Consider the following 12,108-nt stretch of genomic DNA (forward strand, 5'->3'; position numbering starts at 1 on the left):
CTCCCGGCCAGGGTCCCCACTGGCTGTGACGATCGACCGCTATCGGGTCGGCCAGGCTCTCTCGTTCCGGCCCATCGCCGAGGGCCTGCTCAACCGAGGCTACGAGGTCGTCACCACCAGGGGACGCTGGTTTCTCAAGCACTATCTGGACCAACGACCCGAAACGATCCGGTTCCAGCACCGGACCACGCAGCGGCTCGCCGCCTGCGGCATACCCGCGATCGCGCCGGTGACCGACCGGCGCGGGCGCACCGTACTGTCCTCGCGCGGCCGCTGGTTCGCCCTGTATCCCTGGGTGGACGGCATCCATCGGCGCGGCGCCGACCTCGACGCCCGGGGGTGTGCGCGGGTGGGCGCGCTGCTCGGCGGCGTACACGTCACGCTGCCGCGTCTGCTGCCGCCCATCCAGCAGCCGCTCCTTGTCCCCACCGCCGACCCGCACGAATCCCTGGCCACCATCGAGCGCCTGCTCACCAGGATCCGGGCCCGACCCGAGAGCGACTCCTTCGACCGGCTCGCCGAACTGCGCCTGATCGAGCGGCGCGCGCTGCTGCTGCGGCATGCGCACCGGCGACCCCGCGACCACGACGCACCGCATACGGGCTACGTGCACGGCGACTTCCACCCGCTCAACGTGCTCTATCAGGGCAACGACCCGGTGGCGATCATCGACTGGGACCGGCTCGCCGCGCTGCCCCACACCGAGGAACTGGTCCGGGCCGCGCTGATCTTCTTCACCGACCGCATCTCGGGCACGCTCGACCTCGACCGGGTGCGCGGCTTCGTCGCCGGATACCGGGCGAACCTGGACCCGGGTCCGACCCAACTCGCCGCCGCCGTGCACCGGTTGTGGTGGGAGCGGCTGAACGACTTCTGGATGCTCACCCGGCACTACCTCGAACACGACCCGCGCTGTGCCCCGTTGTTTCCCGCCTCCGCCGCGCTGATCGTATGGTGGACGATGGCCTACGACGAGGTACTGGAAGCCTTCCTGGGCTGAGCGGCCGAGCGGCGCCCCTCCCGAAAGCCGAGAACCCGCGCGGATCACCGATCATGATCCGCGCGGGTTCCGGGCTTTCGGACCTCAGTTGGTGGTACCACCGGTCGCCGGCGGCGGCGAATTCCCGCTGGAGGAACCGCCCTTGGGATCGCCACCGGACGGTGCGGAGGCCGACGAGGTCGGCTCGCCAGTCTTCGACGGCTTGGTCGGCGGCGGCGAACTCGGCGCGTGGGTCTGCCCCGACGAGGCCCCGCCCGGATCGCGCCACGTGCTCGTCGGCGTCGAGGTGCTTCGCGAGGTCTGCTGCGGGCTGCTCGGCGGCGTGCTCGCGGTCGACTTGCTGTTGGTGTCCGGAGTGGTGCCGACCGACGCGGCCGGTTGCCCGCCTTCGCCGCCGGTGGTCTGGCCACTCTGCTTCTCGTCCGTCTTCGACGGACTGTCGCCGCTACCCGGCAGACCCTTGACCAGGAACACCGCGCCGATCGCGATCAGGACCACCGCGAGCGCGGCCACCAGGTAGAGCGGCAGCTTGCGCTTGTGCCGCTCCGACGCGGGCGTCACGATCGGCAGTTGCCCGGTGCCGCCGTCGTTGGCGCCCGGTTGTTGCCCGCCGCCCGGCGGCCGGCCCGCCAACGGCGGCATCGCCGCGGTGGCCTCGGTCGATCCGGTCTGCGGCGACACCGCCGTCGCCCCGGGGGCCACCTGGCTCCACGAGCCGAACTCGGGCCGCTGACCCTGCTGGGTCGGCACCCGCGGCGGAACCGCCACCGACACCTGCTGACCGGCCAGCGCGCGGCGGATGTCCATCCGCATCTCGTCGGCCGTCTGGTAACGATCGTCGGGGTTCTTGGCCAGCGCCTTCAACGCGATCGCGTCCAGGTGCGGCGGCACGCGCGGATCCATCATCGAGGGCGGACGCGGATCGTCCTGCACGTGCTGGTACACCACGGACAGCGGGGTGTCCCCGTTGAACGGCGGACGCAGCGCCAGCAGTTCGTAGAGCAGGCAACCGCTGGAATACAGGTCGCTGCGCGCGTCGACGGTCCGGCCCAGGGCCTGCTCCGGCGACAGGTACTGCGGTGTGCCCATCACCATGCCGGTCTGGGTCATCGTGGTCGCCGCGCTGTGCATCGCGCGAGCGATCCCGAAGTCCATCACCTTGACCGCGCCCGAGTTGGTGATGATCACGTTCGCGGGCTTGATGTCGCGGTGGATGATGCCGTGGCGGTGGCTGTACTCCAGCGCCTCCAGGATCCCCTCGGTGACCCGCAGCGCCTGTTCCAGCGGTATGGGGTTGCCTTCGCCGAGCAGTTCCCGGACGGTGCGACCCTCGACGCACTCCATCACGATGAACGGCACCAGCTCGTCGCCGACCCGGTCCTCGCCGGTGTCGTAGACGGACACGATCGCGGGGTGGTTCAGCGACGCGGCGTTTTGCGCCTCGCGGCCGAACCGCGAGCGGGCGACCGGGTCCTGGGCCAGGTCCGGGCGCAGCGTCTTGACCGCGACCGTACGGCCGAGCCGCACGTCGTGGGCCATCAGCACCTCGGCCATGCCGCCTCGACCGAGCTGGCGACCGAGTTCGTAGCGGCCGGATCCGACCGTCTTCACCTGTGTGCCGGACGCCTCGCGGTCGTCCGGGCCCTGCGGCGCGGTCATCGCTCCTCGCCCTGCGCGTCGGGGCGACCCGCTCGGGGCCGCCGAACTGTGGCGATGCGGTCCGCCGCGAGCAGGGGGGAGCGGAAAACACCACGGGAGCGGGGGAGCACGACGGTTCCAACGATCGGCCGGCCACAAAGGCACGCCGTCTCGGGCGTCGGGGTTGTGACCGGGGACTCGGCGATCATCCTCGACAGTCCCCTCACGTGGCGCCGGGGCTGGGGCCCGCGCCCATGTGCTGATGAAATGTGGTGCATCCTCGCGTCAAGTCCCGAAACGATACCGGGATCGGCGGTACTCCGGTGCGGAGAGGCCATGGTAACGGGATTCCGGATTCCCGGCCGAGGGCTTCCGTGTGCCGGACCGACCCCGGCGTTCGGCCCGGACGACCCGCTCGGCGCGGCGCCGGGTTCAGCGCAACATCAGGATGGACGCGAGCACGGCCAGTACGCCGAGCACCGTCGCCGCGAACGCGGCACCGGCGCCGGCCCGGCGACCGTGCCCGCCCGGTGCGCTGTGCGCGCCCGCTGAACGGGCCCGCGGCCCGAATCCGGACAACACCCGCGCCCACGGCGGACCACCGATGGGCGGGCGGCCGGGGCGGTGCCCCATCGGCGCGGGCGTCGGTGCCGGCCCCGGCCCGGCCGGCGGCGGGCCGCCCGCGCCGTACAGGACCGAGTCCCAGACGTTCTCCGGCAGGATCCGCCGCACCGACTCGCGCATCCGCCCGGCGGTGTCGAAGCGCAGGTGCGGGTCCTTGCGCAGCGCGTGCAGCACCAGATCGTCGACCGCTCCCGGCAGGTCCGGGCGGTACGCCGACGGCGGGGTCGGGTCCTCGCGCATGTGCCGGTAGGCGATGTGCACCGCGGTACCGCCGTCGAACGGCGGCACGCCGACCAGCAGCTCGTGCAGCAGACAGCCCACCGAGTACAGGTCGCTGCGGGTGGAGGCGGGATGCCCGAACGCCTGCTCGGGCGAGAAGTATTGCGGGGTGCCCATGATCCGACCGGGGTCGGTCAGCGCGCCGTCGGTGACGAACAGGGCGCGGGCGATGCCGAAGTCCATCACCTTGACCGCGCCGTCCGGGGTGATCATCACGTTGACCGGCTTGATGTCGCGATGCACCAGGCCGCGATCGTGGCTGTACTCCAGCGCGTCGAGCACCTTGGCGGTGATCGCGAGCGCGCGCGGCCAGGGCACCGGGCCGTGCGCCTCCAGCAGGTCGCGCAGGGTGATCCCGCGCACCAGCTCCATCACGATCCACGGCACCAGGACCCCGTCCTCGCCGGGATCGGCGCCGGTGTCGAACACGCGGACGATGGTGGGATGGTCCAACCCGGCCGCGTGCTCGGCCTCGCGGGCGAAGCGCGAACGCGCGACGGTGTCCTCGGCCAGGTCGCTGCGCAGCCGTTTGACCGCGACGAGCCGGTCGAGCATCAGGTCGTGCGCCTCGTGCACCACGGCCATCCCGCCGCCGCCGATCCGCCGTCCGGTGCGATACCGCCCGCCACCGAAGACGCGCCCGCTCGCCCGAGCCGGGTCCCCCGAAACGGTCACCGTCAGGCCGCCCTCCACGCTTCACGACTCGGGCACGACGGCCCCGCGAGTCGACCTACCGAACAGCGCTCCCGTCGTACCGCCGACAGCCTGTCAGAGACCCGACGCGAGCGCACCGGGGCGGCGCCGGGCAGGCGCCGCCCCGGTCCGCCCCGCGACGACGGGCGTCCGGACTCGTCGTCCGAACGATCCCGAGGGCTCCGGACGATGCCGAAGGCTAGAGATACGGACCCGACTGGGTGTGCGGCGGCTCGCCCTGCCCCCCGGGTCCCACGCCGGGCGGCAGCGCCCGACGCATCGTCTCCAGCTGTGCGCGCGCCGCCATCTGCTGGGCGAACAGCGCGGTCTGGATGCCGTGGAAGAGCCCTTCGAGCCATCCCACCAATTGTGCCTGCGCGATCCGCAGCTCGGATTCGCTGGGCACCGAGTCGTGGGTGAACGGAAGCGACAGGCGCTCCAGCTCCTCGACCAGTTCCGGGGCGAGCCCCTTCTCCAGTTCCTTGATCGAGCTGGCGTGGATCTCCTTCAGGCGCACCCGGCTCGCCTCGTCGAGGGGAGCCGCGCGCACCTCCTCGAGGAGCTGCTTGATCATGCTTCCGATGCGCATGACCTTCGCGGGCTGTTCCACCATGTCGGTCACCGCGAGTTCACCGCCCTCTTCACCGAGGCCGCCGCCGAGCGCCATGCCATCCGGCCCGACGATCACCACCTGCGGGTTCTCACCATTCGCTTCGCTGTTCGGCGTATCCATGCATCTCATCCTAGGAGCGCCGGAGGGTTATGCCGTCCTCCCGCGCAGCACCACGCGCGATCGTGTCAAAAGCGCCGCGAGCAGGCCCGCGAGCAGCGGCAGCACGACGAGCGCGAGCGCGAGCCGCGACCACGGGACCACCACCGTGGGGGCGTGCAGCCTGCCCTGGATGGCGGGGGGCAGCGTGTCCCACAGGGCCGCGCGCTGCCCCCGACGCACGACCACTCCCGCGAGCACCCCGACGACCAGGCCGAGCGCGGTACCCAGGAAGGCGATCACCCCGCTCTGGAACGCGGACAACCGGCGCCGCACACCCGGTGGCGCGCCCACCGCACCGAGCGTGGCCAGGTCCTGCCGGCCGTCGGCGAGGGCGAGCCCGGTGGCCACTCCCGACGCACCGACGGTGATGACCAGCGCGAACACCGCGAGCAGCAGCAGGCGCACGTCGTCCTTGTCCTGGAATCCGCGCTCCATGAACAGGAAGGCGCGGTCGGAGATCCGGGCCAGGCCCTCCTCCAGGCGCTGCTTCTGCGCGTCCGAGGGCGAACGCCCGGCGTCGTAGACCGCGCCGGCCGGTTCGGGGGCCGCGCCGAGCGTGGCCGCCGCCGCCGGGGAGGCGAAGATGCCACTGGCCAACCCGAACGGCGCCCGTACCATCACCGCGGGCAGCCGCACCACGGGCCGCGCCGGGTCCGGCTTCTCCATGGCCGACATCCCGCCCGGACCGGCACCGTTGCGGTACGTGACCACCTCGGCCGTGCCGTCCGGACCGATGTAGCCGTCCTCGAACAGCACGATTCCGCCCCGGGCCAACACCTCGGCCGCGCGCGGGTCGTCCGCGCCGGTGAGTTCGCGCAGCGTGTCGGCGTCGCCGACCACCGATCGGAAGAAGCCGTTGCCCGGCGAGGAGAACACGCATCTGGGGTCGGCGTGCCACCGCGCCGGGTCGCCGCCGCCCTCGATCGGACACCGGAACTCGGGCAGCTTCCGTACCCGGTAGCCGGCGCACTCGGACCGGTCCGGGGTACACGGCCCGGTCAGCGAGCCGAGCACACCGCCCTTCGCGCCGGGCAGGGTCCGCTCCACCACGCGGCGCACCTCCTCGATCTGCCCGGCGGTCACCGGCGCACCGACCGGCCGGCCCGGAAACGGGTCGCTGTCGTGAATGCCGACCAGGACGTGGTTCGTCAGGGCGTTGGGGCGGTACGCGTTGCGCTCGTCGGCGGTCTGGCTCGACCACACCACCGCGACCGCCACCGAACCCGCCACCGCCGCCATCACCGCGGCCATCGCGGGGGCGCTGCGCGGTCGGCTGCGAGCCGCGTCGCGCAGCGCCAGCCGGGGGCTCAGCGGCAGGAACCGGCCGAGCCGCGCGGTCAGCCCGATCAGCGCCGGACAACACGCGACCAGGCCCAGTTCGGCCACCACCACGCCGACGACGATGATCGTCTCGTCCGCCCGGTCCGCGCCGTACACCGCGATCGCGGTGCCGAGTGCGAGAGCGACGATCCCGGCGATCGGCACCAGGCGCGAGCCGCGCCGGACCCCGCGGCGGCCGGTCAACGACACGGCGACGTCCTCGCGGGCCGCGAGCCAGGCCGGAACCAGCGCGGCGAGCACACCGATCGTGACCCCGACCGCGGCAATGCCGAGCAGTTCGAGCACGCGCACGTCGTAGTGACCGAGGAGTTGCCCGGTGCGCTCGGCGAACCACGGCCGCATCAGGGCCGCGACCACCAGGCCCAGCGTGGTGCCGAGCAGCGCCCCGACCGCGCCGAGCACCACCCCACCGCCGAGGACCACCCCGCCGATGTGCCGACGGCCGCCGCCCGCCACACCGATCAGTCCGAGTTCGCGCCGCCTGCGGCGTGCGCCCACTGCGAAGGCCGGACCCGCCAGCAGGATCATCTCCAACAGCCCGAGCCCCAGGCCGATGCCGCCGAGCCGGAGCGCACGCGACTCGGCCCACTGTCGCGGGGTCCGATACGGCTGCTCCGACTCGGCCGGGGGATGCCGCAGTACGGCAGCGGACCTGACGAGGAGTCCCTGCCTGTTCGCCTCCAGGACCCGGCTCCAGGGCATGCCCCCAGGTATTCGGATCAACGTTGCGGTCACCGCCTCGTCGGACCCGTTCGCCGGGGTGCGCGAGGTCGGCCCGTCGAGCAGACCGCCGGGCACGGTGAAGACCGTGCTCGCCCGCAGGTCCTGCGGCAGGTCGACGGTGCCGACGATCCGAAAGGTGCGTCCGGTGGCCAACTCGGTCAGTTGTCCACCGACGCGGTAGCCGGCCGAGCGGCGCAGTCGTTCGGTGACGACCACCTCGTCCCGGGCGTTCGGAGCCCGCCCCTCGCGCTGGACGACCATCCCCTTCGCGAGCGGCTTGGTGTACTCGAACTCGCGAGCCGCCACACTGCTTCGACCGTATGCGGTAGACAGCGTCACGTAGGCGGTCCGGTCGGTCAGGGTCTCGGTGATCCCCCGTATCACCGAGCCCGGGTCCCGTTGCGCGGGCGCACTCGTCGACGCCGCGCTCCCCGAGCCCGCGTTCCCCGACTCCGCTCCCGGGAGCGGGGCGCCGGACGGGGGTGACGTCGTCGGCCAGGCGTCGGTCTGCCAGTCGTGGCCCTCGACGTCCTGTCGGATCGGAACCGCGAACTGCCCGGAAATGCTGGAGCCGTTCTCATGCGCGGGATCGCGCACCCGCGCGTCCGCCTGTCCGAGCGTGCGCGAGATCAGCTCGTCGGTGTCGAGTTGCGCGCTGCGCCAGGTCACGTCGGCCGCGCTCATCCCCAGCACGGGGATGGCGATCATCGCGACGATCAGGGCGCTGCGCCCCTTGGCCCGCAGCGCGTCCCGCCGGGCGATCCGAAGGCAGGCCCGCCAGGAGCCGGCACTCATCGCGAACCGCCTCGGGAGAGCAACGACTCGGCTGAGGCCGCGGCGCCGGTGTCGTCCACCAGGCGGCCGTCGCGCAGGAACACGATCCGGTCCGCCCAGGCCGCGTGCCGGGCCTCGTGGGTCACCAGGACCACCGCCGCACCCGCGTCGCTTCGCGCGCGCAACACCCGCAGTACCGCCTCACCGGTGGTCGAGTCGAGCGCGCCCGTCGGCTCGTCGGCCAGCAGCAGCCGACGCTCGCCCACCAACGCCCTGGCGATCGCCACGCGTTGTTGCTGACCGCCGGACATGTCGTCGGGGAAGCGATCGCCGAAGTGTTCGAGGCCGACCTCGGTCAGTGCCGCCTGCGCGGCCTGTCGGGCCCGGCGGATCGACGTGCCGTCGAGTTCGAGCGGCAGCGCGACGTTTTCCACCGCGGTCAGCGCCGGGACCAGGTTGAGGTCCTGGAAGACGTAGCCGATGTGGCGCCGGCGCAGCGCGGCCATCCGGCGCCGATTGAGCGTGCCGAGCGGTTGCCCCTCGACCAGGACCTCGCCGCCGGTGGGGGTGTCCAGTCCGCCGGCGAGCATCAGCAGGGTGGACTTGCCCGACCCGCTGGGCCCCATCACGGCCAGCATCTCGCCCGGTACGACGCTCAGGTTCACCTCGGCCAGGGCTTCCACCCGAACCTCGCCCCGGCCGTGAATCCGGCCCACCGACCGGAGTTCGAGGACCGGTATGGCGCCGGCCCCCGAGTCCGTGCGCTCGGCGGCGCTCATCGGCGCGCTCCGCGCTTGCGCGGCGGTGCGGGCTGCTCGACGGCCGGGGCCGGCGCGTGCTCGGCGGCCCGGCGGGCCAGGCGCGTCTCGCAGTGGTCGAGCCAGCGCACCTCGGCCTCCGCGTGGAAGATCAGCGATTCCAGGACGAGTTGCCAGGCCAGGTCGTCCTCGGCCGCGCGCGTCTTGAGCCGGGTGTAGTCCTGGAGCGCGCGCAGCGTGTGGGAGCGCTGGCCCTGGATCACCGTGGCGATGTCGACCCCGGGCACGGTGACGGCCATCGCGAGCTTGATCGCGAGTTCGTCCCGGGGCGGGTTGGTGCGCGAGACCGGTGCGTCGAACCAGGCGCGCAACTCGGCGCGGCCCGGTTCGGTGATCCGGTAGAAGACGTGCCCTTCGGCGTCCTCGCCGTCGGGCGCGACCAGGCCGTCGCGATCCAGCCGGCCGAGCGTGGTGTAGACCTGACCGACGTTCAGCGGCCAGGTGGATCCGGTCCGGGCCTCGAATTCGCTCCGGAGTTGATAGCCGTATCGGGGGCCCTGATCGAGCAGTGCGAGCAGGCCGTGTTTGATGGACATACCGAGTATGTGTATACCCGGTATGCTCGTCATGCAAGGCGACACCCGCCGGAGCGGGAACGGGAACGAGAGCGGGCGGGAACGGCCGCCGGGCAAGGGAGGGTCCTACGACGAACACCCGATCACCGGGCGCCGGCGCGGGGTCAGTTGCCGGAGAACGGGCCCCGGCAGCGGAAGTCGAACGTGTAGCGCTGGGTCTGGGCGTTGGCCACCGGCTGCAGGATCAGCAATTGCACCACGCCGCTGACCTCACCGAGCAGTTGCGGCGGGATCGGCCAGGGCACGGACAGGCTCTGCTGGCGCGGCCCCGAGCCGGTGAAGCGCATGATGTCCGGCGGGAACACCCGCACCTTGTCGTAGACCCACTGGTAGACCACGTCGCCCGGGCCGACCCCGTCCACGAGCACGGTCCCGATCAGCTGTATCTGTTCGAGGCCGTTGCACCACACGTAGGAGCCGTTCGCCCGGTCCGCGACGATCCGCAGGTCGGTCACCCGAAAACGCTGGCCCAGCGGGGGCGGGCTGCCCGGATCGCCGCCGCCGGTGGTGGGGGTCGCGACCGATCCGCCGGTGGTGGGCTCGCCGACCGGGGGCGAGGTGGCGCCGCCGGTCCCGGGCCGGTTGCCGGAGCCGCTGTCCTGCACGGCCCGCGGGGCCACCGTCTCGGTCACCGTCACCGTGGGCACCGGAACCGGCTGACCGCCGGCGCTCGGCTGCCCGGCGGGAGCCGGTGAGGTGCCGCCGTTCGGCGCCGGGGTGGCCTCGATACTCTGGTCCTGGGCGGGCAGTTGCGGCGGGATGTCGGCCGGACTGGGCGCGGCCCCGTCGTGCCGGGCCCGGATCCCGGGGCCGGCACCCCAGACGTTGGTGAGCACGAGCAGCGTGATGAGGGCCAACGCGATGATCGTCGGTCCCAGCGGAATCCGCCGGTGAAACCCGCGGATCGACCACATCACGCCTCCTCCCCCCACCATCGGACGGACGTTGCCGGAAGGTAACCCCGTATCCCGATCCGCATCCTCGACGAGCCTGCACCCTTCATCCGCGATGCGCCAGACACCCAGTCTGCCCGGCGGGACCGACGCCCGTCCCGCCGCTCAGCGTCGTCGCGGCGCAGGGGAACACCGGACGAGCAGTCCACCGGCGCAGACGATACCGGCTCCTCCGAGGGCGATCAGAGTCAAATTCGCAACGGATGGGCCGGTTCTGGGCAGGGTGGGCGGCGCATCGAAGGCCGGAGGGGTGACAGGAGCGGAGGCGTCGGTCGAGGTCTTCGGCTCGGTCTCCACCAGATACCGCGCGACGACTCGCCCGCCGGAGCGCACGGCGTACACCCCGGGTCGATCGTCCCCGGTGATCTCCGCCCCCCAGGATCGGAGCGCGTCCAGACCCTCGGTCCCCCCGGTGAGCAGGAGTTCCCGCTCGACGTCCAGGACCGCCTGCCCCGACTCGTCGGTCACCGGCCGGGCGCCGTGTCGGGCCAGCCGGTCGAGCAGCCGGTCCCACTCCTGTTGGGTGGGCGCGTCGGTGATCGGCGCGGGTCTGGCCGGCGTGGTGGGCACCACCGGCTCCTGCGGCGGCACCGGCGGATCGGGCCGCAACCCGGGTGCGGCGGGCGCCCGACCGCGTGGGCCCGCGGTCGATCCCGCGTCGTCGACAGCCCGTTCCGCCGGCGGCGCCGATGCGTCGACCGGGGCGGGCGGGGGTACGGGCGCCGCGCTCGCGAGCACGCCGAAGCCGGGAAGGACGTGGACCGCCGCGAGCACACACCCGGCAGCCAGTCGACGCGCGAAGCCGCCGGGGGTAGGCATGTCGTCAGATTAAGGAAAATCGACAAAAGACCCATCCAGCGACATACGCCGCACCGGTCCGGTCATCCGATTTTCATTCGTCCGGCGGCAGGTCGGCCCACCCCCGGCAAGCTCCCGTCAGCGCACCCGCAACACGACCTTGCCGATGTGTCCGCTCTCCTCCAGCACACGGTGCGCGTCGGCCGCCTCGGCCACCGGCATCACCCGGTCCACGATCGGCACGACCCGGCCCGCCGCCACCAGCGGCCACACGTGCTCGCGCACCGCCGCCACGATCGCCGACTTCTCCGCGATCGGCCGGGCCCGCAGCGAGGTCGCGGCCACCGCGGCGCGCTTCATCAGCAGCTTGTTGAGGTCCAACTCGCCCCGGGTGCCGCCCTGGAGCCCGATCACCACGAGTCGCCCGTTCACCGCGAGCGCGTCCACGTTGCGGTCCAGGTACTTCGCGCCCATGTTGTCCAGGATCACGTCGACCCCGGCGCCGCCGGTGGCCTCCGCGACCCGGGCCACGAAGTCCTCGCCGCGGTAGTCGATGGTCACGTCGGCGCCCAACTCGCGGCAGCGCTCCAGCTTGGCGGCCGATCCGGCGGTGGTCAGGATGCGCGCGCCGGCCACCTTCGCCAGTTGGATCGCCATCGTGCCGATGCCGCTGGATCCGCCGTGCACCAGGAAGTTCTCGCCCTTGCGCAGGTGGGCCACCATGAACACGTTCGACCAGACCGTACAGACCACCTCGGGCAGCGCCGCCGCCGAGATCAGGTCCACCCCCTCGGGTACCGGCAGCAGCTGGCCGGTGGGCACCCGCACCCGCTCGGCGTAGCCGCCGCCCGCGAGCAGCGCGCACACCTCATCGCCGACGGCCCAGCCGGACACGCCCGCGCCGACCTCGACGATCCGGCCCGACGCCTCCAGGCCGGGGTATGCGGAGGCTCCCGGCGGCGGCCGGTAGAACCCCTGTCGCTGCATCAGGTCGGCCCGATTGACCGCCGTGGCGGCCACCTCCACCAGAACCTCGCCGGGTTCGGGTTTCTCGTCCGGAACCTCGCCCCAGGTCAGTACCTCGGGTCCGCCCGGCTCGGCAATCGTGATGGCGTACATG

Annotated in this window: 10 protein-coding genes; 1 reads left to right on the plus strand and 9 read right to left on the minus strand. The window is 72.6% G+C overall.

What is annotated here, in order from left to right; genetic code table 11:
* The first annotated feature begins 25 nt into the window (after positions 1–25).
* Positions 26–1,000 (plus strand): phosphotransferase, encoded by a 975-nt coding sequence (locus tag ACH4XV_RS31590; protein WP_395795755.1) that lies wholly within the window; start codon positions 26–28, stop codon positions 998–1,000.
* Between the two features lie 84 nt (positions 1,001–1,084).
* Here the strand turns inward: ACH4XV_RS31590 and ACH4XV_RS31595 are convergent, their stop codons facing one another.
* From ACH4XV_RS31595 to ACH4XV_RS31635, 9 genes are all read right to left on the minus strand, one after another.
* Positions 1,085–2,659: a protein kinase gene (locus tag ACH4XV_RS31595; RefSeq protein WP_395795756.1), complete on the minus strand. Its 1,575-nt coding sequence runs from the start codon at positions 2,657–2,659 to the stop codon at positions 1,085–1,087.
* Between the two features lie 411 nt (positions 2,660–3,070).
* Positions 3,071–4,216 (minus strand): protein kinase, encoded by a 1,146-nt coding sequence (locus ACH4XV_RS31600; protein WP_395795757.1) that lies wholly within the window; start codon positions 4,214–4,216, stop codon positions 3,071–3,073.
* A gap of 217 nt (positions 4,217–4,433) precedes the next feature.
* The gene (locus ACH4XV_RS31605; protein WP_078976350.1) at positions 4,434–4,967 is read right to left on the minus strand and encodes a bacterial proteasome activator family protein; all 534 of its coding nucleotides are present in this window, start codon (positions 4,965–4,967) and stop codon (positions 4,434–4,436) included.
* Positions 4,968–4,994: 27 nt separating this feature from the next.
* A complete protein-coding gene (locus ACH4XV_RS31610) occupies positions 4,995–7,865 on the minus strand; it encodes an FtsX-like permease family protein (protein ID WP_395795758.1) in 2,871 nt (956 codons plus the stop codon).
* On the minus strand, positions 7,862–8,623 hold the full coding sequence (locus tag ACH4XV_RS31615; RefSeq protein WP_395795759.1) for an ABC transporter ATP-binding protein: 762 nt from the start codon (positions 8,621–8,623) through the stop codon (positions 7,862–7,864). Before ACH4XV_RS31615 ends, ACH4XV_RS31610 begins: the two co-directional genes overlap by 4 nt.
* Positions 8,620–9,198, minus strand: coding sequence for a PadR family transcriptional regulator (locus tag ACH4XV_RS31620; RefSeq protein ID WP_395795760.1), 579 nt, complete (start codon positions 9,196–9,198; stop codon positions 8,620–8,622). The genes ACH4XV_RS31615 and ACH4XV_RS31620 overlap by 4 nt, the downstream gene beginning before the upstream one ends.
* Positions 9,199–9,341: 143 nt before the next feature.
* Complete coding sequence (locus tag ACH4XV_RS31625; protein ID WP_395795761.1) at positions 9,342–10,151, minus strand: hypothetical protein; 810 nt, start codon at positions 10,149–10,151, stop codon at positions 9,342–9,344.
* 144 nt (positions 10,152–10,295) lie between these two features.
* Positions 10,296–11,009 (minus strand): hypothetical protein, encoded by a 714-nt coding sequence (locus ACH4XV_RS31630; protein WP_395795762.1) that lies wholly within the window; start codon positions 11,007–11,009, stop codon positions 10,296–10,298.
* A gap of 117 nt (positions 11,010–11,126) precedes the next feature.
* The gene (locus ACH4XV_RS31635) at positions 11,127–12,107 is read right to left on the minus strand and encodes an NAD(P)H-quinone oxidoreductase (RefSeq protein ID WP_395795763.1); all 981 of its coding nucleotides are present in this window, start codon (positions 12,105–12,107) and stop codon (positions 11,127–11,129) included.
* Position 12,108: the final 1 nt, after the last annotated feature.

It is taken from the genome of Embleya sp. NPDC020630 (assembly GCF_044334985.1).
GTDB lineage: Bacteria > Actinomycetota > Actinomycetes > Streptomycetales > Streptomycetaceae > Embleya.